This window comes from Acinetobacter sp. (assembly GCF_041911495.1).
Lineage (GTDB): Bacteria > Pseudomonadota > Gammaproteobacteria > Pseudomonadales > Moraxellaceae > Acinetobacter.
Map to the genome: position 1 here is coordinate 47,095 of NZ_JAYROT010000036.1, position 25,467 is coordinate 72,561.

A 25,467-nucleotide genomic window follows, 5' to 3' on the forward strand; every position below is an offset into this window, starting at 1 on the left:
TCATGTTTAAATGTAGAAAGATTTTCAATTTAAAGCACATTTTCGCCCAATGCAATTTGACGTGTTTCATTGGCAATACGACCTTCTTCATCGGTCGGAATCACCCAAATTTGAGGGCCTGCACCGTCATCAATACGAATTTCTTTGGCGCGTGTGGAGTTGTTTTCGGCATTCAAACTTAAACCGAAGTGCGGTAGAGAGGTAATGACTTTTTCACGGATAAAACCAGAATTTTCACCAATACCACCTGTGAAAATCATACCATCAAGCTGAGGTAGGGCGCAGCTCATCGCAGCCATTGATTTCGCCAAACGATAAACAAAGACATCAATGGCGATTTGTGCATCTTCATTGCCTGACTCGGCTGCTTCAACCAGTGTGCGCATGTCGTTGGATAAATTGGATAAGCCGAGCAAACCACTTTGTTTATTCAGCACTTGGTCGATTTTGGTAATGTCCCAACCGAGATTGATATTTAAAAATAAGTGCAAACTTGGATCAACATCACCGCTACGTGTGCCCATCACCAAGCCTTCGAGTGGTGTTAAGCCCATACTGGTATCAAGGCTTTTCCCATTCCATACCGCACAAGTTGAGCAACCATTACCGAGATGGGCAACGACCCAACCACCTTGATTTTTTTGACCTGCAAGCGTTGATGCACGTTCACTGACATAGGCATGACTTGTGCCGTGGAAGCCATAACGGCGTATGCCATGCTCTTGGTAAAGATCACGTGGTAGCGCATAGAGATGTGCTTTCTTTGGCATGGTTTGGTGAAATGCTGTATCAAATACAGCGACTTGCGGAAGGTCAGGGTATAACTTCATCGTCGCATCAATACCAATCAAATTGGCAGGGTTGTGCAATGGGGCAAGGTTAGAAATATTTTTAATATCTTGAATGACTTGCTCGTTAATGAGCTGTGCTTGAGTCATCGTCCCGCCATGTACAACACGGTGTCCAATGGCATCAAATTTGAAATGGCTGATACGTTGCATCGCAACTTCTAAGGCTTGTGCATGATCGGCTTGTCCGAGCTCAATTTCAAATTTTTCTTGGCGATTTTCTTGTGCATTATAGGTCAGCCCTGAAATACGAGCATTCGGTGTACCTAGATTTTCAGCTAAACCATAAAGACGATAATCATAATCTTGAAGAATCAGCGCATATTTGATGGAAGAAGAACCGCAATTGATGACGAGAATATTTGACACGAGCAAATCCTGATTGATTTAAAACATTGTTATAGGTTTACACAACTTACTTACGCACTCGATCATATAATGAATTGGAAGTTTGGTGGGCAATAATCAGCTTGGAATTGTATATATTTTTTAACGACTTAAATTGTGCTGTTTCATGTGTCCTTTGAAATAAAAAACAGCCGACATATTAGGGTTTGTTGACATTTCAGCCATGCATTGCGTTATCAGCTAAAACTACAGAAACGAGGCATGAAATGAAGGGAATGGTCATTCCCTTGCCAAGTTTCATAACGAAGTTTATGGCAGTTTTAGCGATAATCCTTCGGAACTAGGATGCTTTTTGACGCTACGTCGTTATGAACGAGTCATTTAGAATGACTAAACCTCCTCATTCATGCCTAGTATCGTCTAAAAAGCATCCGTAGTCGCAAGCATCTGTGAAATGGCAACAGACCCTAGTCAGCTGTTTTGTTTCTTTTTTCAAGAATAAGGTGCGTTATTGACGAATTTGTCCATCGCCGAACACGATCCACTTCTGTGAAGTTAATCCTTCTAGACCGACTGGACCACGAGCATGGATTTTATCGGTTGAGATACCAATCTCTGCGCCCAAGCCATATTCAAAACCATCGGCGAAGCGAGTCGATGCATTGACCATCACCGAGCTTGAATCGACTTCAGCGATAAACTTACGAGCTTTAGTGTAGTTCTCTGTCACGATTGCCTCAGTATGATGTGAGCTATACGTGTTGATATGTTCAATCGCTTCATCAAGATTTGACATCACTTTAATGGCTAAGATTGGTCCTAGATATTCGGTGTACCAATCTTCCTCTGTCGCAACAGTGATGTGATCGCCCAAGATTTTACGAGTGATTTCACAGCCACGAAGCTCGACGTTTTTCTCCGCATACAGCTCTGCAATACGAGGTAAAAACTCCTCGGCGATTGGTGCATCAACCAGTAAAGTTTCCATCGCATTACATACACCATAACGATGTGTTTTTGCATTGAGCGCAATTGGTAAAGCTTTGTGCAAATCTGCTTCACGCTCAACAAAGACGTGACAGTTGCCATCCAAGTGTTTAATCACAGGAATGCGAGCTTCTTCAGTGATGCGAGCAATCAAGCCCTTGCCACCACGAGGCACGATCACATCGACGTAGTCCGACATGGTGATCAAATGACCAACCGCTGCACGGTCAGGTGTGTCGATCACTTGAATGGCATGTTCAGGTAGGCCTGCGCTTTTTAGCCCATGCGCAATCGCTTCAGCAATGGCTTTATTCGACTCCAATGCTTCCGAACCACCACGCAAAATAATCGCATTACCTGATTTTAAAGCCAGTGATGCCGCTTCCAAAGTCACATTCGGGCGAGATTCGTAAATCATGCCAATCACACCTAGAGGAACACGCATTTTACCCAGTTGAATACCTGACGGGCGGTAAGCCATATCAGTAATCACACCGATCGGATCTGTTAGGCCGATCACATCTTTCAAGCCTGTTAACATGCCTTTGAAGCGGTCAGGCGTGAGTTCAAGTCGATCCAAAAGTGCACTGTCGAGTTGTTTTTGATGTCCGTTATCGACATCGACTTTATTGGCAGCCAAAATCTTTTGTTGGCTATCCTCTAAAGCAGTGTAAATTGCTGATAATGCGTTATTTTTGGCATCTGTTGCAAGGCTCGCCAACTGGCGTGAAGCCTGACGTGCTTGCTGACCGACTTGGGTCATATATGCCTGTATTGAATCACTCATAACTTACCTAAAGTTGTTAAAAAAGAATGCCTATTCCATCGGCTGAATAGTCATTGTACAAACCTCTGGCAAAGATTACAAAGTGCATATTGGTAGAAATCTTTGTAATCGCCTTCAAAAAAACGAAACAATTTAGATATTGATTATGTTATAGTAAAATGAAATATAAAAACCGCAATCTGCAATTCTGTTGAAATATGGATATTTATCAATAGTTTATGTTGGCGGATAATGAACAAAAATAGCCCTAAATTTACGCTGAGATGGCGTTAATTGAAGGGGAATAACGTGTGTGCACTGTCGCACATATGTGTCAGGAGGGCGCAATGAACAGTATTGCTAAGGATACGGCAAAAACGCAAATGGAAATGAATCCCGATGATTTTTTTTAAGAATATCATCGAGATGTGTTTAAGCAAGCACCGATTGAATTTTGGCTAGATGGTTGGAAGATCGAATATCTTGCAATTGCAGATCCAAAAACCAAATACAACACACCAATAATTATCATTGGTGGTGCTTTTCAAAACTTTAATTCCTATAAGTATTGTGTTGAGCAACTATTCCATAGTGGTCCTGTGATTTTGATTGACCTGCCTTCGATGGGTTCAAATCAACAAATTTATAACCGCAATACAGGTGCCTCAGCTGCGACCTTAGAGCTTGCAGATTTATCTTTCATGCTTGGGCAGTGGATGGATGCAATGGGCATCAAGAGCATCTCTGTAATGGGTATGTCACTCGGTTCTGTCGTGGCTTCACATTTTGCTGATCAGCGTCCAGAATTGGTTGAGCGAATGATCTTAATGGGTGTGATGCAAAAGACTCGTCCGAGTTGGCGCATGATCATGGAAGAATCTTTAAAACTCATGCAGGAAGGTCGTATGCAGGAGTTTGGTCAGGCGGTGATTTTATATTTGGTCAATCATGCAAAATTTGACAAAACGAGAATGTCGCCAACAGCAAAGCGTTTATTCTTTCAACAAATGGCAGAATTTACGGCGACAGAACAACTCCGTTATGAGATCAATTGTAATCGGTTGCTCCGCTTGAAAAATGTACCGATTCCAAGTTGCAAAGTATTAGTCGCAGCAGGGCAGTATGATAGTTTTACTTTGCCTTTTGAAAATGCACAATTCGCCTTGCAATGTCCAAATATGGAGTTTGCATTAATTGCCAACGCAGACCATGTGCCACAATTGCAACGTCGTAAAGAAACCATGCAATTGTTTAGTACGTATATGCGTGGTGAGCCGATTCAAGAATTGGACGGTATTATTCCAATGAGCCGTGCGCAGATGCATATGATGGAGCGTCGTGGTGAGGAGCGTATCGTCGTTCAGCAGCCACACACCATCATGACGCATCGTCATTCTGAGCTTCAGGCGAAGGTCAAAATCGTCAATATCATTTTCTTCGGAGTATTGATCGAAGTCCAAGAGCCAAATAAAACTCAAGAAATTGCGCGTTATTCACGAGATATGTCATTGCATCTACGAGATGAGCAAGGTGAATTTACCATTGAATGTTTGATCTTTGAAATGAAGCAAAATCGTCTACGCATTCTGTTTAAGCACGGTAGCTTTGATGTAGCGGATCGCTTGTTGCAATATGTGCAAACTCAAAAAGAGGCATTGTTAGCGCATTAATTATTCTTGATGAAAATTTAAAAAAAGCAGAAATTAAGGTTTCTGCTTTTTTTTATTTCTAAGTTTATCGATTTGAATTCTCAATGGTCGCTTGAACAAACCACACAAAATCACCTAAATGCGCTTCGACTTCAGTTTTGTCGGATTGACTTGGTTGTTCGATATAAACCTTTTCATAGCCACAATCTTTAAAGAAATCTTTCACTTCCTGCGGTGAAGTGAAATGAAAACTAAATGCACTACGAGAAAGAAAACGTAATAATTGACTGCTTTTCCACACCACTTGTGCAAAACGATGATTCACAGGTTCAGGGCAAAGGTCAGTCAAATAGTAAAACCTCGGAAAGGCTTTACCATGATCCGCCAAAGCTCCCCATAATTTTGCCAACATGTCTTTATTAAAATAGTTCACTAAACCTTCGCTAATCACAACAACAGGTTTATTTTGATCGAGCTTTTCAAATAGCTTGCGAATTTCAGGCGTAAATAAATCCACTGCCATCACTTCTGCATCAGCTTGTCCTGCTTTGCCAAGTGCATCTTGTTTGGCTTTTGCCATATCAGGTAGATCCACTTCGATGTAGCGAAGTTCGGGGAATTTGCGTCGAAAGCTCCAACCACGAGGAGAAAGACCAGCTGCGATTTCAATAACCTGAATGTCAGGCTGTGCTTCGATGAGTTTTAATAATGCTTCGTCGATCAAAACATGGCGCTGCGTCAATGTTCTACGAATACTTCCACCGATAAAACGCTCTGACCATACTTCGAGTGGGTGAAGTAATGTCGTCAACCATTTGCCTTTTTTTGTGGCAAAAGCAGGATGAGAGATACCCATCACATACCACATGTAGCCTGTATAGTGTGCGGTAAAAGAAATATGACGATGTTCCGAAAGCTGTTGTTCGCTCATAGCAGTTCCAGTTTGCTTAAAATTGAGTTGCTTTAAATCTTGTTGTTTTATGCCAAGTTGCAAATACAAGCATGTTGAATGATGTGGTGATTGGCGTCCTTGCCAATGTAAAGCTTTTAGGTAAATTGTTCAATTTGATTTTTTATCTAAAAGCTTGTTGTTTTTTGCCATATTGCACCAAGCGCAGTCCGTTTTAAATCAATTGCTGCACTTGATCTTTTGCAGTTTGCCATGTTTGACCTAGCGCAATCTGTGTGTCAATTTTCCACTGTTCAGATTTTGCTTGCTCAGTATTGAGCTCAGGAATTTTGCCACGCATGCGTTCTAATCGAGCTTGATTAGGCAGTGCGAAAGTTTGAATGCCATCGAGTGCGATACATGCTGCTTGACGGTCATTGCAGACCAATCCCATATCACAGCCTGCTTGTAATGCAGCTTGAATACGTGCATCAGCACCACCTGCCACACACGCCGCTTGCATTGATAAATCATCGGAGAACAACACGCCATCAAAACCAAACTGGCCACGTAATATTTGTTGTATCCAAAATGGTGAAAAACCTGCAGGATTTGGATCGACGTTTTCATAGATCACATGTGCGGGCATGATCGCATCGAGTGACGGCATGAGTGCTTTAAAAGTCGTCATATCATGCGCTTCAATCTCGGCAAATGAACGTGAGTCAATCGCTGCAGCAATGTGTGAATCTGCTTTGACTGAGCCATGCCCGGGAAAATGTTTTCCTGTGGTTGCCATGCCTGCATCTTTCATCCCCTGCATAAAGGCGTTGGCAAGCGGAATGATAATTTCAGGATTTTGGGAAAAAGCACGATCACCGATCACATCACTAATATCATTAATATCCAAAACAGGTGCAAAGCTAAAATCAATACCCACAGCCAAGACTTCTGTTGCCATTAACCACGCAGTTGTTTTTGCTAAAGCAATCCCTTGCTCAGGTTGTTCTAGATAAAGTTCGCCGAGTTTGCCCATCGCAGGGAGTGCGCTAAAGCCTTGTGCTTCTTTTAGGCGACGCACTCGACCGCCTTCCTGATCGACGGCAATCAAAATGTCAGGGCGGATTTGGCGCATATGATCGGTCAATGTGCGCACTTGTGCAGGAGATTCGATATTGCGAGCAAACAAAATCATGCCACCAACTTGAGGCGCTTGTAAGAGTTCGATATCTTCTTGAGTTAGGGTGGTGCCTTCAATATCAAGCATCAATGCGCCAATGGTCATGGTGGTTGTGTCCTAGTATTTGGTCAATTCATTGTGATAGATTAAACGGTGTAAATCATCAGAAAACAATGTGTAAAAAACAAAAAAAATATGCAATGATTTTTTACATTTACGATATGGATAGTATGTTAAAACTAAGTCACTTGCTTTTGCAAATGTAGCTTTTGTAAATATTGGGTTTGCAAATTATCACTGCAAACTTCATTTTAGAAATCTATATTTAATGACACATGAAGTGTTGCGTTGCAAATAGAAGAATTGATGGTGTACACGGCGATCATGCCAAGAGGAATACGAATTATATTATGAAACTACAACATCTTGCTTGTGCGGTAGCGCTTGCCACTGGTGGCTTATTCTTTACTCATGTTGTGACCGAAGCGATGGCGGCGACGGAAACCACAACCGTTCAAGGCGTGATTCAACCGACCCAAGAGCAGGCGTTGGTTGCACGTCAAATGGCGACATTGGTAGATCGTCAACATTATTTGCCAATGCGACTGGATGCCGAAACTTCTAATAAAATCTTTGATATGTATATCGACAGTCTAGATCCAGACCATGCACTATTTTTACAAAGTGAAGTCGATCAACTCCGTCAGCAATATGCTTCAGGCTTTGGTTTGGCATTAAAAACAGGTAATTTGAAACCTGCATACGATATTCATGCAATGTATCGAGAGCGTGTCAAAGGCTACTACGACTTCATGTTGGCAGAGCTGAAAAAACCACAAAACTTAAAACAGCCAAATCAAACCATTAATACAGATCGTGAAGAAGCGCCATTTTTTAACACCCAAGCAGAGCAACAAGCCTATTGGAAAAAGGTGATCGTTTCTCAGCTGATTACGCTTACGATTACTAAAGAAGAAGAAGCGGCGAAGCAACAAGCCTTAAAAGACAATCCTGAGCTTGCAGCAGGTGAAAACCTTGCGCCACCAGAAGATTTAACTCCAGTAGAAACTTTGACTAAGCGTTATACACGTCAGCTTGAACGTATTACACGTCTAAAAAGTGATGATGTATTAGATCGTACTTTGAATGCGATGCTTGCGACTTATGATCCGCATAGTAACTATTATCCACCTGTCGATGCGATGGAGTTGAATCGTCAGACTACACTGCAGCTCGAAGGGATTGGCGTCACGATCCGCCCTGAACGTGGCAATGAAGACTACACCAAGATTGAAACGCTAGTCGAAGGTGGTCCTGCAAGTAAGACAGGACAAGTCCGCTCTGGCGATCGCATCTTGGGTGTGGCGCAAGAAGGCGAGTCGATGGTCGATGTAGTCGGTTGGTCGAGCCAAGAGCTTGTTGGTATCATTCGTGGTAAGCGTGGGACTAAAGTGACTTTAAAATTAGTCGCAGCAGGCGCACCATCGAGCCAAGCGCGCCTTGTCACCATTACTCGTGATGTGATCCAAGAAGAAGATTCAGGATTACGGACTCGTGTGGTCGAGGTCAACTATCAAGGTAAAAAGCAGAAAATCGGTGTCATTGAGATTCCATCTTTTTACTTAAATTACCGTGCACGTCGTGAGGGTGGAAACTATCGCAGTGTGTCTGAAGATACGGCGAATGCGTTGATCAGCCTCTCGAAAAAGAAAGTTGCAGGGATTATTGTTGATCTTCGTAATAACCCAGGTGGCTCACTGGAAGAAGTGGCGAAAATGCTCGGTCAAGTCATCAAAGATGGTCCAGTGGTACAAATCCGTGATGGTAACGGCAACGTCAATATCTTTGAAGATACCGATGGTGGAGAGCAACTCTACGGTGGGCCTTTGGCAGTCATGGTCAACTTGGCTTCAGCATCTGCCAGCGAAATTTACTCTGCGGCAATTCAGGATTATGGTCGTGGCATCGTGATCGGTAGTACCACTACTGGTAAAGGCACAGCACAGATTCAGCTCGATAGTTTGGCTTATGGTCAAGCGACTTTGACACAGCGTAAATTCTATCGTGTCACAGGTGGTAGTACGCAAAATAAAGGTGTAGTTCCAGATATTAAGCTGATTGACATTTATTTCGAGCAGTTTGGTGAACGTAAATCAAAAAATCCACTGGTGTGGGATACCATTGCCACTGCACCATTTAAACGTGAAGGGATGGTTCAACCGTATATTCAAAGTTTACAGCAAGCATCTGATCAACGTCGTGCAGTTGATCCACAGTTCAAGTATTTAGATACTTATGTGGGCTTGGCGAAAGAAACTGCAGATGAAAAAGTGCTCGCTTTAGACATTGATACCCGTAAAGCCAAGATCCAAGCTTTAGAAGCAAAAACTTTGCAAGCGGAAAACATCCGACGTAAAGAAACTGGACTTGCGCCGTATCCAAACTGGGAAAGCTATCAAGCATCGATCGATGCACGTAGTGAAGCACGTGCCAAGATGAAAGCGGCAAAACGTCCACCATTACCTGAAGAAGAAGCTTTTGTTACCGAATCTGCTAAAATTCTGCTTGATATGATTGTGGCGCAGAAGTCAGGTCAGAAATAGTTTGATGTAAAAAATGCCCTATATAGGGCATTTTTTATAATAACGTAGGCGATTTAGATATAAGTTTTTGAGAAGTTTTCTATGGTGGAAACTAAAATTTCTGAATAAAGAAAAGTTTTTCTTATTGCCAAATTTTGTAAATTGATATAATAAACTTGCGTTTTAATATAGGCTTGTGCAACGCTATGGTTGTGTAAGGGGTGAATCATGACGACTGACTATACCGTGTATTGGGTTGTAGGCTTAATTATTTTATTTTTATTGGGCTCAATCTTTGGTCTAAAAGTTAGCCCAAGAGAGAAAGCACTGGGATTGTTACGTGAGCGTGCTCGTAAGATGGGTTTGCATCCTCGTTTGATTCCTGCGCCTGAGTGGACTGGGATTGCGAAGGCTTCTGAAACGCGTGCCAGTATGGTGGCGTATTACAGTATTCTTGTGCCTGAAGGGAAATTTCCATTGCTTCGAATGAAAGTCAATGAGCAGACCCTTGAAGTTGTCACAGGTGACCCAAAATTTAATGGGCAGTCCATAGATATAAAAGGTATTTATGCGATTGATATGCAGGCGAATTGTGTCGGTGCATTTTGGGATGAATCTGCTGACTTTGCAGGTGAGAAACTCGAAGCATTTAAGCAATATTTACAACAGTTGGCAACGCAAGCAAGTTAATTTTTTATTTTAAATTAAGATCTTATAGATTTTTAAACCCTATCCATTTTGAGGACATTGACGAATTATGGCGAGCACAGCGAAATCCACTTCAGCAAGTAAAACTGCGACAAGTGGGGCAAAAGGGCGTTCACTGGTCATTGTGGAATCTCCTGCCAAAGCCAAAACCATTAATAAATATTTAGGCTCGAAATTTATCGTCAAGTCGTCGGTCGGTCACGTGCGTGATTTGCCTACAGGTGCAAGTAAAAACAGTGAAAAAAAACCAGCAACACGTAAAAAACTCACACCCGAAGAAAAAGCACTCAAAGCACAGTCGGCATTAGTCAATCGGATGGGTGTCGATCCTGAGCATGATTGGATTGCGCATTATGAAGTCCTTCCGGGTAAAGAAAGTGTCGTTGCTGACCTGAAAAAACTTGCCAAAGATGCCGATGCCATCTATCTCGCAACGGATTTGGATAGAGAGGGAGAGGCGATTGCGTGGCACTTAAAAGAAGTCATCGGCGGTGATGAGAGTCGCTATCATCGTGTGGTGTTTAACGAAATCACCAAAAATGCTATTCAAGAAGCCTTTAAAGTCCCGACACGACTCGATACCAATCGGGTCAATGCACAGCAAGCACGTCGTTTTCTCGACCGTGTGGTGGGCTTTATGGTGTCGCCATTGCTTTGGGAAAAAGTCGCCCGTGGCTTATCCGCTGGGCGAGTGCAGTCTGTGGCAGTGAAACTCGTGGTCGAGCGTGAGCGTGAGATTCGTGCCTTTGTTCCTGAAGAATATTGGCAAATCTTTGCGGACACTTTGCGTAAGAAAGATGACATTCGCCTTGAAGCGGTGAAGCAACATGGCAAAACCTTAAAACTGCAAAACAAGCAACAAACAGATGCAGTTTTAGAAGTTCTAAAAAATGCTGAATTTAAAGTTAGCAATCGTGAAGATAAGCCAACTCGGGTGAATCCGAGTGCGCCGTATATCACCTCGACGCTACAACAAGCCGCCAGTACTCGTCTTGGTTTTTCCGTGAAAAAAACCATGATGATGGCACAACGCCTCTATGAAGGTGGTTTTATCACCTATATGCGTACCGATTCCACTTTTTTAAGTGATGATGCGGTAAATATGGTACGTGCGCATATCGAGCATAGCTACGGTGAAAAATACTTGCCTGCCAAGCCAAATCGTTATGGCAATAAAGCAGGCGCACAAGAGGCGCATGAAGCGATCCGTCCGTCGAATGTGGCTCTCGTTGGGTCAGATTTGACGGCGATGGAACGTGATGCACAACGTCTGTATGATCTAATTTGGCGTCAGTTTGTGGCGTGTCAGATGACGCCAGCGGAATATTTATCATCGACGCTTTTGGTTGATGCCAATGGTGTTGAGCTCAAAGCCAAAGGCCGTACTTTAGTATTTGATGGCTTTACCAAAGTGCGTGGTCAGAATAAATCTGATGATGATGTGCTTTTACCTGCGGTAAAAGTCGGCGAAGTTTTAGACTTACAAAAACTCGATCCATCACAGCACTTTACCAAACCACCTGCACGCTTTACCGAAGCATCACTGGTTAAAGAATTGGAAAAGCGTGGTATTGGTCGCCCATCGACCTATGCAGCGATTATTTCCACCATTCAAGATCGTGGCTATGTGAAACTGGAAAATCGTCGTCTGTTCGCAGAGAAGATGGGTGAAATCGTCACCGATCGCTTGGATGAAAGTTTTAATAATTTGATGAATTATGACTTCACCGCAGATTTAGAAGGTCAACTTGACCGAGTGGCAGTGGGGGAGCGCAATTGGAAAGAGCTGTTAGACAGCTTCTACGGTGATTTTAAACAGCGTCTTGATACCGCAGCCAGCGAGCAAGGTATGCGTCGTAACGAACCTGTGGAAGTGCCTGATGTGCATTGTCCGACCTGTGAGCGTCCGATGCAGATTCGCACAGGGACAACTGGTGTGTTCTTGGGTTGTTCAGGTTATAACTTACCTCCGAAAGAGCGTTGCAAAGGCACGGTGAATCTTGCCCCAGTCGAGTCGCTAGCAGTGTTGTCTGATGATGACAATGCCGAAATGGAAGACTTACGTGCCAAGAAGCGTTGTTCGATCTGTGAAACAGCGATGGATAGTTATATTCTTGATGGCGGACGCAAGCTCCACATCTGCGGGAACAATCCAGACTGTGCAGGCTATGAAGTTGAAACTGGCGAATTCAAAGTCAAAGGCTATGATGGCCCAACCATTCCGTGTGATAAATGCGATGCAGAAATGCAATTTAAAACAGGGCGTTTTGGACCGTATTTTGCCTGCACCAATTGCGATAATACTCGTAAAGTATTGAAAAATGGACAACCTGCGCCACCACGTGCCGATCCAATCAAAATGGAAAACTTACGCTCGACTAAGCACGATGACTTCTTTGTACTTCGTGATGGAGCGGCGGGGCTATTTTTAGCGGCAAGTAAGTTCCCGAAAATCCGTGAAACACGTACGCCGAAAGTCGCTGAAATTCGCACGGTTGCCGATCAACTCGATGAAAAGTATCAGTATCTCCTCAAAGCGCCAGATACCGATCCGGAGGGCAATGCGACCATCATCAAGTTTAGCCGTAAAAACCAAGCGCAATATATCGCTTCGGAAACTGCGGAAAGTAAGCCAACTAAATGGTCGCTGATCTATCAAGATGGCAAATGGGTTGAAGGGAAATAAGCGACAATTTTTTGAGGATAGTACATGAAGAAACTTGCTGTACTGATTGATGCGGATAATGCTTCTTACAAATCTATCGAAGCGATTATGGAAGAGGTGGCGAAGTACGGTATAGCAAGTGTCAAGCGTGTTTATGGCGACTGGAGTAGTGATACCCTCAAGCATTGGCGTGAAGTATTATTACCGCATGCAATCACACCTGTTCAGCAATTTGCCTATACTTCGGGCAAAGATGCGACCGATATGGGATTGATCATTGATGCGATGGATTTGCTGTATAGCGGTGCTTTAGATGGATTTTGTATCGTCTCGAGTGATAGTGATTTTACGCCATTAGCATCAAGAATTCGTGAAAGTGGCTTGCTCGTCTATGGTTTTGGACGTAAGGCGACCAAAGAACCTTTTGTCAAAGCCTGTGATAAATTTATTTATGTTGAAAATTTAGTTGAAGAAACTGAAGAATTACCTGCATTAAATGAAAAAGATGCTATTGGCACTGATTCAAATTTCAAGCAAACAACCGTAGAAAAGCAAGAAATATCAAATACTAATATAGTAGACCGAGCTACGCTGAATTTGATTTATAAAGCAATAAAAGATAATTCAGATGATAATGGGTGGGCATATTTAGGTGCGGTTGGAACATATATTTCAGCAGTAAAACCTGACTTTGATCCTCGAACTTATGGCAGAGCCAAGTTGTCAAGTTTAATAAAAATGTTAGATTTGTTTGATACGAAACTTGTCGCTAGTCAGATGTTTATAAAAAAGCGAAAAAATCGAGCAAGTTAAGTGAAAAAATCAAAACAAAAATCCTCCATATGGAAAACCCTACGTATCGCCATTCTTTTATTTGTGCTGATCATCGTGGCAAAAGGCGTATGGCAAGATAATAACCAAGATTGGCGTAAACCGATCTTTGTTGCACTCTATCCAATCAATGGTGATCAAACCACACATACACAAAACTATATCTCCAAACTACAAGAACAAGATTATTTGCCGATTGTCGATTATCTTTATAGTGAAGCGGAAAAATATCAGCAACCTGTGCAGTTTTATTTTAAGCTCGGTCAAGAAGTCAAAGTGTTACCGCCTGCATTACCCGAAGGTAAGTCAGTATTCTCAGTGATGCTGTGGAGTTTGAAATTTCGCCACTACACATGGCAACAGCAGCAAGATTTAAGTATTAAACCCAACCTGACCCTATTCTTGAAATATTATGATCCTACGATACAACGAGAGCTAAAACACTCTACGGCATTGCAAAACGGACGCATGGGTATTGTAAATCTGTTTGCCTCAGATAAGCAGAATGCACAGAACCAAATCGTGATTGCACATGAGATGCTTCATGCTTTTGGTGCGACCGACAAATATGATTTATCCACAGGACGGCCGATTTATCCGCTCGGCTATGGTGATCCACAGCAATCACCTCGCTATCCACAAAAGACTGCGGAATTAATGGCAGGGCATATCGCACTTTCCGAGCAGAAAAGCAAAATGGCGGAGAGCTTCCGTCAAGTGGTGATTAATACGGATACCGCAAAAGAAGTTGGTTGGCTAAAGCCTTAATTACTTTACTTTTCAGTCGTGTGTTTGCTTCAATTCAATTTTCAATCTGATCAAAACTCTGAGCCAAACCATGTTTATCAAAGCCATCAAACGCAACTATGACAAAATCAATCAAGATCAAAGCATTGCCGATGAAGATAAGATTGACGCGTTGTTGATGAAATTAGGCGGTGAATATCTCGTGAGCCGAGAGGATCGTGTCTATCTTTTTGAGAAAGATGGGCTCAGTGCAAAGTTCGATGCAAAGCATGCACGTGCATATCACTTCAAAGAATACATTTGCAAGGACATGAATAAGCTATTTCATGGATTTTAAGAAAAGGTCCATTAAATGAGCTTTTTGCTGTAACGATGACAATTAAAGACCTATTGCTGTCTTGCCACATCACCATTTAAGGCATCAGGCAAGTCCAAAACTTTAACATCGAGGCTTTCAAGCGCAGTCGGTTTCGCTGTCACTAATGCAAGCCACACATTATTTTCGGTGGCAATCGTATTGACCACTTGTACATCTTTATTCAGATTTTCTGCAACTTGTGGCGTATCTCCTTGACCTTGAATGAGGTGCAACCAATGCTTCGGTTTTGCCTTGAACCACAGACGTGCAATGATCTCTTGACCCAAATAACAACCCTTGTCATAGTCCACTCCGCCACGTTGATGTAAGCGTAATTCTTGTGGTTGGAAAAGGTGTGACGTATCTTTTGTGATCCACGCTTGACCCTGTTCAATGGCATTTTTTTGCCACGTTTGCGCTTCGGTTTTTACATTTTCATCTGTACTAAAGGTCGCTTGACCGTCGATGATCGCAGGGTAAATCGCAGCACTTGGCTGTAATGTCGCTTTGGAAAATGCGCCGAATTTTTTTACATGCAAGGCAAATTCCTCTGCCAAATCCTGCGCAATCACAATAAAAATCTGCTCAGCACTGATGCGTTTTAACCACAATCCAAAATGAATACGACCCTTGAGATCACAGATCGCCGTCGTTTGATAATAGTCGTCAGATAGTTTACGGACATCAACGGTGACCTGACCTTGCAGGAATTTTTCGGCATCTGCGCCAGTGTATTCGAAGTGAGCAAACTCAAGTGTAGCCAATGACATAGGACATTCTATTTTGATTATGGGAGTGAGCTATATCATCGCTGATTTTGCAAAAAAAATCATCCCGATTTTAAATTGTGAATAATTATTCATAAAATTTGTTTCAAAATATTTCTAATTCTTCATTTTTCACATTAAGTAAATGAAATATATAAGATTTGGGAAATGGACTTTCGAGAGCGTACAATGGCTATCAAATTATCAAACATTTTATCCATCACAAGTTATCAATGGAACGATACCCAGCTATGAATAATGCATACCGCAAAACTCTGCCAGGCACTTCACTCGATTATTACGATGTACGACAAGCGGTCGAGGACATCAAAACAGGTGCTTACGATTCGCTCCCATATACTTCAAAAGTGCTTGCTGAACAGTTGGTTCGCCGAGCTGAACCTGAACAGCTCACGGCATTTTTAACGCAAATCATCGAAGGTCGTCAGGATTTAGATTTCCCTTGGTATCCAGCACGTGTGGTATGTCACGACATTTTAGGTCAAACCGCATTGGTAGATTTGGCAGGCTTGCGTGATGCGATTGCCGATCAAGGTGGTGATCCATCTAAAGTGAATCCTGTCGTACCTACCCAGCTCATCGTCGATCACTCTTTAGCTGTGGAATATGGCGGTTTTGACCCAGATGCATTCCGTAAAAACCGTGAAGTGGAAGATCGCCGTAATGAAGACCGTTTCCACTTTATTGAATGGACTAAAACTGCGTTTGAAAATGTAGATGTGATTCCTGCAGGTAACGGCATCATGCACCAGATTAATCTGGAAAAAATGTCTCCAGTGATTCAAAACCGTGAAGGTCTGGCATTTCCAGATACCTGCGTAGGTACAGACTCACATACACCACATACTGATGCTTTGGGTGTCATTTCTGTAGGTGTGGGTGGTTTAGAAGCTGAAAACGTAATGTTGGGCCGTGCTTCTTGGATGCGTCTGCCAGATATTATTGGTGTGGAGTTAGTCGGTCAGCGTCAGGCGGGTATTACAGCAACTGACATCGTATTGGCTTTAACCGAGTTCTTGCGTAAAGAACGTGTGGTTGGTGCTTATTTAGAATTCTTTGGTGAAGGTGCAGACAGCATGTCGGTGGGTGATCGTGCCACGATTTCCAACATGACCCCTGAATATGGTGCAACTGCAGCGATGTTCTACATCGACCAAAACACCATCGACTATTTAACTTTGACTGGTCGTGAAGCAGAGCAGGTAAAACTGGTTGAAAACTATGCCAAAGAAATTGGTCTTTGGGCATCTGATATGACTCAGGCAGAGTATCCACGTGTGTTACGTTTTGATCTTTCAACGGTAACGCGTAACATTGCAGGCCCATCTAATCCGCATGCGCGTGTATCTACTGCAGACTTGAAAGAAAAAGGCATTGCAGGTGTAGTTGAGCAACGTAGCGATGGCTTAATGCCAGATGGTGCGATCATTATTGCGGCCATTACCTCTTGTACCAATACCTCAAACCCACGTAATACCGTAGCAGCAGGTTTATTGGCACGTAAAGCCAATGAATTGGGCCTCGTGCGTAAACCTTGGGTAAAATCATCATTTGCACCAGGTTCTAAAGCCGCTGCTTTATATTTGGAAGAAGCAGGCGTACTGAAAGATTTAGAAAAACTTGGCTTTGGTATTGTGGCCTATGCATGTACTACCTGTAATGGTATGTCTGGTGCATTAGACCCAGCTATTCAGCAAGAAATTATTGATCGTGATTTGTATGCGACTGCGGTGCTTTCAGGTAACCGTAACTTTGATGGTCGTATCCATCCGTATGCGAAACAAGCTTTCTTAGCATCTCCACCATTGGTTGTGGCTTATGCGATTGCGGGCACCATCCGTTTTGACATCGAAAAAGATGCATTAGGCACCGATCAAAATGGCAACCCAATTTACTTAAAAGATATTTGGCCATCTGATGCTGAAATTGATGCCTTGGTGAAAGAATCGGTTAAACCTGAACAATTCCGCCAAGTGTATATCCCAATGTTCGACTTGGGCGAGTCGAAAAAATCTGAAAGTCCACTTTACGACTGGCGCCCACAAAGTACTTATATCCGCCGTCCGCCATACTGGGAAGGTGCATTGGCGGCTCCACGTACATTGGCCAATATGCGTCCGTTGGCAATTTTGGGCGATAACATCACCACAGACCATTTATCTCCATCGAATGCGATTGTTTTAGATTCGGCAGCAGGGGAGTATTTGGCAAAAATGGGCTTGCCAGAAGAAGATTTCAACTCTTATGCAACGCACCGCGGTGATCACCTGACTGCCCAACGCGCAACTTTGGCGAATCCGAAATTGTATAATGAAATGGTGGTACGTTCAGACGGCACAATTAAGCAAGGTTCTAAAGCGCGTGTTGAGCCAGAAGGCGAAGTAATGCGTATGTGGGAAGCGATTGAAACTTATATGAACCGCAAGCAGCCGTTAATTATTATTGCGGGTGCGGATTATGGTCAGGGTTCAAGTCGTGACTGGGCTGCAAAAGGTGTGCGTCTTGCGGGCGTGGAAGCAATTGTCGCTGAAGGTTTTGAGCGGATCCACCGTACCAACTTGGTGGGTATGGGTGTATTGCCTCTTGAGTTTAAAGCAGGTGTAAACCGTAAAACTTTAGGTTTGGATGGTACGGAACTTTATAGCGTGATTGGTAACATTGCGCCACGTTCAACTTTGACTCTGGTGATTGAGCGTTCAACAGATGATGGTAAAAACCAAACGATTGAAGTGCCTGTAACCTGTCGTTTAGATACTGAAGAGGAAGTGTCTGTGTATGAAGCGGGCGGTGTATTGCAACGCTTTGCGCAGGACTTCTTGGAAGGGAATGTGGCTTGATTTTTTAAAAAATTTCTCCTAACTTTTCTTGAAAAAAAGAGTTGGGAGAAATTATAAAAATTAAAAATAGACAAATATTCACCCATAAAAATAGTGATAATATATTGATATTTATCATGAAATTAAAACAGAGGAAAAGCATTATGGTTGGGCATTTAGAAAATTCAGAAATTGAATTAAAGCATATACTATTAGAATTAAATCATGGCAGAGTGAAGCATATGAGGCATTTCATAGACTCATATTACTGTTATGCAAATAATTCTATAAGTAAAAATGGAAATGCTAAATGGTCTAAATTACTTTGGAATACGAAAACATCAGAAAAAGCTAAGAAAATTTATGAGGATTTCGAGTCTAAAATAAGCCTAACTACAAACAGTAAGGATCGTAATGATTTAATCAAAAGAAGAGACAAGTTAGTTACACGAGATCACGCTATTCCTTTAAAAGTAATTTCTAAGATATTATTGGAAGAGCATTTAAAAAAGCCCTTAACTCTAGAAAGCTTACGAGAGTTATTAGATAAACAAATTTTTCATACAACTATTACAAAAGATGAAGATGCGTTAGTCAGGATAAATAAATTAAATGATTGTATGCCTGCAAGTTTTTATGAAGATAATCACAGCTTATATGGCAAATGGTATGCACGTTATGTTGAAACTGGAATTGCAATAAATGATGTGCTGCTATAGTAATTAATTAGTATAGGCTTTCGCCCAATTGCCATCATCACCTGTCAAAATGGACAATAGACAATCATCACAGAATAGATATACTGGATTGACCATTTCTAAACCATACGGAGAACAAAGATGGTAACTGCAGGTGATAAACCAGGAACAGGCTTCTATTTTTGTGTCCAATGCGGACATCGCGTTTACTTAGAAATTGGTACAGACAGTCTACCACCGTGTACCAAATGCCATGGCACCGAATATAACAACAAGGTTGCCTAAGCTACACGACATAAAACAGCAGATCCTGTTTTAATCTAAAGCCCTATCACCCGATGGGGCTTTTTGCTATTTTAGCCATAGAAAACCCAAGGCAATGAGGTACAACATGGAAACAATATTAGGCTTATGTATCGGTATTGGCTTGAGCGCCGCCTGTGGCTTTCGAGTATTCGTACCGCTGTTGGTGATGAGCATTGCCACGATTACAGGTTGGTTTGAGCCTGTACAGGGCTTTGAATGGTTGGCGATGCCTGCAGTCTGTGTGGCGCTTGGCTTTGCGACGGTTTGTGAAATCGGGGCGTATTATGTACCGTGGGTGGATAACTTATTAGATACGATTGCTACGCCTGCTGCGATGATCGCAGGGACATTGGCGACGATGGCGGTCAGTAGTGGCGAGATGTCACAGTTCGCCAGTTGGGCTTCGGCGATTATTGTCGGCGGCGGTACAGCAGGTGTAGTGCAAGCCAGCACAGTGGCGGTGCGTGGTGTATCGACTGCGACGACAGGTGGGGTAGGCAATCCTGTGATTGCGACAGGGGAATGGATCGGGGCGATTGTTTTATCAATCTTGTCATTGATCACGCCTGTATTGGTGGTAATTTTAGTTTTCTTAATTCTCGTTTTGGTGGTGCGTTGGGTGCGTCGTAAAAAGCGGGAGAATCTTGCAGGGTCAATTTAAATCTAAAAAACGAAGGGCATCCAGTGAATATTAAACTACGTCAATTATTATTAATTATATCAACGGCATTTTTGACTGCACCAGTTGCTTATGCCGAAACGCCACAACCGACCGCTGAACAAGTCAAACTGGTAAAAGATCAGGTTAAATATAAAACTTATATTCCCAAGTCTTATGTGCTGTATGAAGCAGTCGAAGGCGATCTAAATAAAGATGGCAAATCAGATGCGGTACTCATCATTAAAGCTACTGATCCTAAACAGTGGGTAGACCATGAATATCGTGGCAAACTCGATCGGAATCGTCGTGGCATTATTATTTTGCTGAATCAAGACACTAAAAATCAGAAAACCCAATACAGCAAATATCTGCAAAACCTCGACTGCTTTAGCTCAGAAAATGAAGAGGGTGGCGTGTATTTCGCACCTGAACTTTGGGTGGAGATAAAGAAAGGCTTACTTGATATTCATTATGCACATGGACGCTATGGCTACTGGCGTTATCTCTTCCGTCTGCAAGATCAAGATATGCGCCTCATTGGTTATGATGATTCAAATAATTTTGGACCATATATCAAAAGTGAAACCAGTATTAACTTTTTGACTGGTCGCAAGGTTGAACGAAAAAATATCAATCAAGAGATTGATGATCGTGATCCAAAGTTTAAAGAAACATGGCAGAGTTTTGATCTTGAGCCAATCTATTTATCCAAAATCAAAGACTTTGACGAGATTGATTTTGGGATTACTGATGTTGAAAATTAGCACGTTTACAAATCATCATCTTGTGGAGTGAATGATTAAAGGTGAATAAAAATGGCAAAACAAAACAATGAACTCATCGACATATTAAAAACACGTTTTGAGCAAAATATGCAACGCCACCCAAACCTTGATTGGGCAAAAGTTGAAGAAAAACTGCTTGTACATCCAAAAAATCTCAAAGCCTTGCAAGCGATGGAAGATACAGAGGGCGAGCCTGATGTCATCGGTTATGATGCAGATCGTGATGAATATCTGTTTGTCGATTGTAGTGCAGAAAGTCCTAAAGGTCGGCGCAGTCTGTGCTATGACGCAGAAGCTTTAGCCGCTCGAAAACAGCATCAACCAGCTGATAGTGCTGTAAATCTTGCCAAGAAAATGGGTATCAATCTACTCACCGAACAACAGTACCGAGATTTACAGCAACTCGGTGAATTTGATCTGAAAACATCGAGTTGGATAGATACACCACAAGCAATTCGTGCGCTTGGTGGTGCGTTATTCTGCGATCGCCGTTATGATCAAGTCTTTACTTATCATAATGGCGCAGAGTCGTATTATGCAGCTCGTGGCTTTCGAGGGATATTGCGAGTATAAAGTGCGGTTATAAAATTGACTTTAAAGAATCATAAAAAGGGGAATATGATGAAAAAATTAGCCTGTGTATTGCTGTTCAGTTTGATGGCGACGAGTACCTTTGCCATGCCTGAATATCGTGCACAAATGCAAGAGCGATTGAAGGCATCAAAAAAATTGAGTTTTGATTTTGAAAGTGGCATTGCTGTGGGGCGAGTGCTCGGTTTGTTTGAAAATTATTTTGGAAATATCAATATCATCTATGATCCAAAAGTTGATCAAGATAAAGAAATCACTATAGACACGGGATTTCATAATGGTTTGGTAACTTTCGAGAAGGTTTTGCATAGGGCAAATTTGCAATATCAAGTCGTTGGTCCAAATACCATTAAGATTTTACCAAAATAAAATCGCATCAAAGCAAGCCAATGCTTTGCGTAATTCTCAAAATACCTACGGTTTAAAAATGCTAAACTGTAGCGATTGATCTACACATTTTGAGAAATAACCACTCCATGACGATCCAGCGTCTACTCGATGAACTCAATCCTGAACAATATCAAGCGGCGACCACCACAGCGCAGAATGCACTAATCTTGGCGGGTGCAGGCTGTGGCAAGACCAAAACCATTGTCGCTAGAGCCGCCTATCTGATTAGTCAGGGTGTGCCTGCCGAGCAGATTCAGATCATGACCTTTACTCGCCGTGCTGCCAGTGAGATCGTGACTCGGGTCGAGCAATATTTGGGTGTGCAGGCGCAGGGTTTGCGTGCTTCGACTTTTCATACGTTTTGTTTAGGGATTTTACGGCGTTATGCCAAAGCCTTCGAGCTTGGGCAGTTCAATGTGATTGATCGTGATGATCAAATGCTCATGTTTCGCCTGTTGCGTGGAAAGGAAAAAAATAATGAATTACCCAAAGCAGCGCAACTTCTTGATGTCTATTCATTTGCTCGTAATACCCAAAGCAAATTGAGCGAAGCACTCGTAAAGCAACTGCCTGAAATAGTGGAACAAAAAGAAAAAATTCTCACTATCATGAGAGCTTATGAAACGCAGAAACGTGAACGTGGCTATCTCGACTATGATGACATTTTGGAATATGTGGCGAAATACTTAAACCACTCCGAAGCATTAGTCGATCAAGTCTTGCACCGTTGCCAGTATTTGCTTGTTGATGAAATGCAAGACACGAATCCATTGCAATGGTTATTGCTCAAGCCCTTTATTGGCAAAGCACATCTGTTCTGTGTTGGTGATGATGCGCAGTCGATTTATGGCTTTCGTGGTGCAGATTTTCAGAATATTCATGCTTTTAAAGAGCGTGTGCCTGATGCGAAAGTCATGACTTTGGCTCGCAACTATCGCTCAACGCAAGAAATCCTCGATCTATCCAATTGGATATTGAAAATCAGCCCACTAGATTATCAAAAACAACTTGTTGCCTATCGTGGCGAAGGCATTGCGCCTACGCTACATACTTTTGCCAATGAGTTTGAAGAAGCCAATTGGATTGCGCAAGATTTAAAAACTCGCCATCAACATGGTGCAGCGTGGCAACAACACATGATTTTGGTGCGTTCAAGTTTTGCAGGACGGCAGATCGAAAGTGCGTTGGTTGCTTCGGATATTCCCTATCAGTTCATTGGTGGCGTGAAATTGCTTGAATCCGCGCATGTTAAAGATGTGCTCAGTATGCTGCGTATCGTGGCGAATCATAAAGATGAATTGGCGTGGATGCGTTTTCTCACGCTGTGGGATGGTGTGGGTGATGTCGGTGCAAGTCGCTTAGCCAGTGATTTTTTACAGCAGGATAATTTGTTAGGTTGTTTGGAAAAATTAAAGAAATTCAGCAAAGTACCTGCGAAAATTGCAACCATCTTTCAGCAATTACTTGATATACAACATCTGGTCAAACAAAGTCTTGAAATGGCATTAAATGCACTGCAAGAGCAATTGGAAAAAAATTATCAAAACAAAGACTGGTCACGTCGTAGCCGAGATTTTGATTTAGTGAAACAACTTGCGGAACGGCATATGAATGTGTCGGCATTTATTGAAGAATATGTGATTGAGCCGATTTCACATAGCGAAGTTGAACGTGCAAAGGATCAAGATGTGGTGACATTGATTACCATTCATTCGGCAAAAGGCACCGAGCGAGAAGTCTGCTATGTGGCAAATGCTTCAGTGGGGCAGTTTCCTCATGCACGTGCCCAAGGTCAGTTCGATGAAGTGGAAGAAGAGCGTCGGGTGCTATATGTGGCACTGACTCGTGCGCAAAATGAGCTGATCGTGACTCGGCAGAATCTATTCACATGGACGACAGACACGATTGATGCCGAAGGGCGACCAATCGTCGGCTATTTCTTCTCTGATTTACCGCCAAAGCTGTGTCGTGAAACTTTGCATCGTCGTGGTACCCAACGGCAGAAAAGGTGGACATTTGACCGAGAAGACAGCTTTGATAAGCCAAAAATCGGCATTGATTTTGATTAAACGATTGCTTTGGTCAAAATAGGATAGATCGGCAATATGAGAGCAGTTTTTTAAGTGGAATTCCTTTAAACTATCTGCCGATCTCATCGGCATTTTAAATCTTGCTCCCGATAGAAATATATTTTGGAACACATCATGAAAATCTTAGTACGCAACCTTGAACGCTCAATTACCGAAGCAGAGTTACGTGAGCTGTTTGCACCATTTGGTACGATTGAGTCTGCGGTGATCGTGATGGATGGAGATAGCAAAAAATCCAAAGGTTTTGGTTTTGTCGAAATGCCACATGCTCGTGAAGCAATCAAAGCAATCAAAAGCCTAAATACCTTAAAAGTCAAAGGTATGGGGATTCGAGTCAAGTCTGCGGAAGATGTGCCAAAACAATCCTAATAATTTTAAATTGCGTCGTCAGTAGCATTAAAAGCATCATGATATTGCACACTGAGGGTTGGAATTTCCCCTGAGAAAGAAAGTGCTTGAAAATATTCCGCAGGCACATCAGCAAGTGACAACTCAGGGTGCGTAATAAAACCGAATTGTTGATAATAATTTGGATTGCCTAATACCACGCAACCTTTTGCACCACGCATTTTGAGCTGTTCAAGTGCTGTATTGACTAAGGTTTTGCCGATGCCTTGACCTTGCATCTGAGGCAATACACTCACAGGTGCTAAGCCATACCAGTCGTTTTAATTATTGGATAATGTCACTGGAGAGATGGCAACATGACCGACGATACGTTGCGCTTATTCTGCGACCAAAGACACCGTAAGCTGGTCTGTTTTGCCTAAGGCATTGACGATCAGATGTTCGGTATCACTGGTGTGTTCAGCGGATTGAAATGCAGCAATGGTTAACTATTCAATCGCTTTTATATCAGAGTCTTGTTCGGCTCGAATCAACAGCGTTGCGGTGTTTGGCATAAAATCAGTCATTGCAATTTTGAAAAGAAGTTTTAATCTTAACATTTCAGATTAAAATTATCCTGCTTAACCCATTAAGGAAATCTCCATGTCCCGAGTCGCTCGATTCCATGCCGATCGTACCAATCAAAAATTGTATTTTGCACGTCTGTCGTGTCAGCAAGCAGAACAACTCGAACATGTTCAGCAAATCCAATCACTACGTGAATCGGCGGTATTTCATTTGCAAGGGGCAGTGTTGGCGTTTTTGCAGGAATTGGTGCGTTATTATCGGTTGAATGAAATGCGTCCGACCTTACAAAATGTTGAACAGCACATGGCTGATCGTGGACAAGTATCGCCTGAAGTCCAAGTCTTAAAAAAACTGAGCCAAGATGGCTTTTTAGCCGAATTAAATCGTGCCTATCGCATGTGTCAGTATGCGCCTGAGCCTGCCGATCCTGAACCAGAAGATGAAACTTCCTCGAATCTAATCATCAAAGTCACTCAAAGCCCACAAGCATGGCTTCCAGATACCAAAATTCTACGTGAATGGCATCGTGATCTGACCCAGTTGATTGATGGTTTTCGTAATGAAATGGTTGAATTTTGAACCGTTCTACATAAAGCACTTGAAATTTATGACGTTTAGTCGCATTAATAGAGTGTGGTTATTTTTTATGGCTAAGCAGTCGGTCAACGCTGAATTTGTTGGATCAGTTGTGTGAAGCGTGGATTACGTTGCATTGTAGGAGGTTGCGTATGTCAGTTGAAGAATTACAAAAGCTATTAGGCACCCAAGAGGAAACTGTTCTTGAATTAGTTCAGTTGGATGATGGTGCGCTTGCATTACGTGCGTCAGGCTCAAATCAATCGCCATTGGTGCGCATTGAGTTTAATGAA

General features: G+C 42.4%; 21 protein-coding genes and 2 pseudogenes. 17 read left to right on the top strand and 6 right to left on the bottom strand.

Translation table 11 applies throughout. From position 1 onward, the window contains the following. Positions 1–29: 29 nt before the first annotated feature. Together ACE3PQ_RS04385 and ACE3PQ_RS04390 are read right to left on the bottom strand one after the other, a co-directional pair. Positions 30–1,223: an acetate/propionate family kinase gene (locus ACE3PQ_RS04385; RefSeq protein WP_374295549.1), complete on the bottom strand. Its 1,194-nt coding sequence runs from the start codon at positions 1,221–1,223 to the stop codon at positions 30–32. Between the two features lie 481 nt (positions 1,224–1,704). Next, on the bottom strand, positions 1,705–2,970 hold the full coding sequence (locus tag ACE3PQ_RS04390) for a glutamate-5-semialdehyde dehydrogenase (protein ID WP_374295551.1): 1,266 nt from the start codon (positions 2,968–2,970) through the stop codon (positions 1,705–1,707). A 395-nt stretch (positions 2,971–3,365) separates the two neighbouring features. Here ACE3PQ_RS04390 and ACE3PQ_RS04395 point away from each other — a divergent pair. After that, positions 3,366–4,619, top strand: a pseudogene (locus tag ACE3PQ_RS04395) (alpha/beta fold hydrolase); the annotation flags it as partial. 64 nt (positions 4,620–4,683) lie between these two features. On the opposite strand, the gene ACE3PQ_RS04400 reads toward ACE3PQ_RS04395, so the two are convergent. Together ACE3PQ_RS04400 and nagZ are read right to left on the bottom strand one after the other, a co-directional pair. After that, positions 4,684–5,529 (bottom strand): class I SAM-dependent methyltransferase, encoded by an 846-nt coding sequence (locus tag ACE3PQ_RS04400; RefSeq protein WP_374295553.1) that lies wholly within the window; start codon positions 5,527–5,529, stop codon positions 4,684–4,686. A gap of 193 nt (positions 5,530–5,722) precedes the next feature. Then, positions 5,723–6,772: a beta-N-acetylhexosaminidase gene (gene nagZ / locus ACE3PQ_RS04405; RefSeq protein ID WP_374295554.1), complete on the bottom strand. Its 1,050-nt coding sequence runs from the start codon at positions 6,770–6,772 to the stop codon at positions 5,723–5,725. 305 nt (positions 6,773–7,077) lie between these two features. On the opposite strand from nagZ, the gene ACE3PQ_RS04410 reads away from it, so the two are divergent. The 6 genes from ACE3PQ_RS04410 to ACE3PQ_RS04435 all read left to right on the top strand — a co-directional run bounded on the left by ACE3PQ_RS04410 (position 7,078) and on the right by ACE3PQ_RS04435 (position 14,537). After that, positions 7,078–9,270, top strand: coding sequence for a carboxy terminal-processing peptidase (locus ACE3PQ_RS04410; protein WP_374295556.1), 2,193 nt, complete (start codon positions 7,078–7,080; stop codon positions 9,268–9,270). Between the two features lie 207 nt (positions 9,271–9,477). Further along, positions 9,478–9,939 carry an ammonium transporter gene (locus ACE3PQ_RS04415; RefSeq protein WP_374295559.1) on the top strand — a complete coding sequence of 154 codons (462 nt, stop codon included), beginning with the start codon at positions 9,478–9,480 and terminating at the stop codon, positions 9,937–9,939. Between the two features lie 67 nt (positions 9,940–10,006). Further along, the gene (gene topA / locus ACE3PQ_RS04420; RefSeq protein ID WP_374295561.1) at positions 10,007–12,643 is read left to right on the top strand and encodes a type I DNA topoisomerase; all 2,637 of its coding nucleotides are present in this window, start codon (positions 10,007–10,009) and stop codon (positions 12,641–12,643) included. A gap of 24 nt (positions 12,644–12,667) precedes the next feature. After that, positions 12,668–13,435: an NYN domain-containing protein gene (locus tag ACE3PQ_RS04425; RefSeq protein ID WP_298893568.1), complete on the top strand. Its 768-nt coding sequence runs from the start codon at positions 12,668–12,670 to the stop codon at positions 13,433–13,435. A 27-nt stretch (positions 13,436–13,462) separates the two neighbouring features. After that, positions 13,463–14,221, top strand: coding sequence for a hypothetical protein (locus tag ACE3PQ_RS04430; RefSeq protein ID WP_374295586.1), 759 nt, complete (start codon positions 13,463–13,465; stop codon positions 14,219–14,221). 70 nt (positions 14,222–14,291) lie between these two features. Further along, positions 14,292–14,537, top strand: coding sequence for a hypothetical protein (locus ACE3PQ_RS04435; RefSeq protein ID WP_374295564.1), 246 nt, complete (start codon positions 14,292–14,294; stop codon positions 14,535–14,537). Positions 14,538–14,587: 50 nt separating this feature from the next. Here ACE3PQ_RS04435 and ACE3PQ_RS04440 read toward each other — a convergent pair whose 3' ends face one another. Next, on the bottom strand, positions 14,588–15,322 hold the full coding sequence (locus tag ACE3PQ_RS04440; protein WP_374295588.1) for a folate-binding protein YgfZ: 735 nt from the start codon (positions 15,320–15,322) through the stop codon (positions 14,588–14,590). A 254-nt stretch (positions 15,323–15,576) separates the two neighbouring features. On the opposite strand from ACE3PQ_RS04440, the gene acnD reads away from it, so the two are divergent. The 9 genes from acnD to ACE3PQ_RS04485 all read left to right on the top strand — a co-directional run bounded on the left by acnD (position 15,577) and on the right by ACE3PQ_RS04485 (position 24,052). Further along, on the top strand, positions 15,577–18,183 hold the full coding sequence (gene acnD, locus ACE3PQ_RS04445; protein ID WP_374295566.1) for a Fe/S-dependent 2-methylisocitrate dehydratase AcnD: 2,607 nt from the start codon (positions 15,577–15,579) through the stop codon (positions 18,181–18,183). A gap of 116 nt (positions 18,184–18,299) precedes the next feature. Continuing rightward, positions 18,300–18,881, top strand: a complete 582-nt coding sequence (locus tag ACE3PQ_RS04450; RefSeq protein WP_374295568.1) for a hypothetical protein — start codon at positions 18,300–18,302, stop codon at positions 18,879–18,881. Positions 18,882–19,001: 120 nt separating this feature from the next. Next, entirely contained in the window at positions 19,002–19,145 is a 144-nt protein-coding gene (locus tag ACE3PQ_RS04455) for a hypothetical protein (protein WP_374295570.1), read from the top strand. A gap of 106 nt (positions 19,146–19,251) precedes the next feature. Beyond that, positions 19,252–19,827, top strand: a complete 576-nt coding sequence (locus ACE3PQ_RS04460) for a DUF4126 domain-containing protein (RefSeq protein WP_374295572.1) — start codon at positions 19,252–19,254, stop codon at positions 19,825–19,827. Positions 19,828–19,850: 23 nt separating this feature from the next. Then, complete coding sequence (locus ACE3PQ_RS04465; protein WP_374295574.1) at positions 19,851–20,591, top strand: hypothetical protein; 741 nt, start codon at positions 19,851–19,853, stop codon at positions 20,589–20,591. Positions 20,592–20,642: 51 nt separating this feature from the next. Then, on the top strand, positions 20,643–21,185 hold the full coding sequence (locus ACE3PQ_RS04470) for a DUF4256 domain-containing protein (RefSeq protein WP_374295576.1): 543 nt from the start codon (positions 20,643–20,645) through the stop codon (positions 21,183–21,185). Between the two features lie 48 nt (positions 21,186–21,233). Continuing rightward, positions 21,234–21,572 (top strand): STN domain-containing protein, encoded by a 339-nt coding sequence (locus ACE3PQ_RS04475; protein WP_374295578.1) that lies wholly within the window; start codon positions 21,234–21,236, stop codon positions 21,570–21,572. 107 nt (positions 21,573–21,679) lie between these two features. After that, a complete protein-coding gene (locus ACE3PQ_RS04480) occupies positions 21,680–23,662 on the top strand; it encodes an ATP-dependent helicase (protein WP_374295580.1) in 1,983 nt (660 codons plus the stop codon). 135 nt (positions 23,663–23,797) lie between these two features. Continuing rightward, positions 23,798–24,052 carry an RNA recognition motif domain-containing protein gene (locus ACE3PQ_RS04485; protein WP_374295581.1) on the top strand — a complete coding sequence of 85 codons (255 nt, stop codon included), beginning with the start codon at positions 23,798–23,800 and terminating at the stop codon, positions 24,050–24,052. A gap of 5 nt (positions 24,053–24,057) precedes the next feature. Here ACE3PQ_RS04485 and ACE3PQ_RS04490 read toward each other — a convergent pair. Continuing rightward, a pseudogene (locus ACE3PQ_RS04490) lies at positions 24,058–24,513 on the bottom strand (GNAT family N-acetyltransferase). Positions 24,514–24,673: 160 nt separating this feature from the next. Here ACE3PQ_RS04490 and ACE3PQ_RS04495 point away from each other — a divergent pair. Beyond that, positions 24,674–25,177: a DUF6586 family protein gene (locus ACE3PQ_RS04495; protein ID WP_298893594.1), complete on the top strand. Its 504-nt coding sequence runs from the start codon at positions 24,674–24,676 to the stop codon at positions 25,175–25,177. Positions 25,178–25,467: the final 290 nt, after the last annotated feature.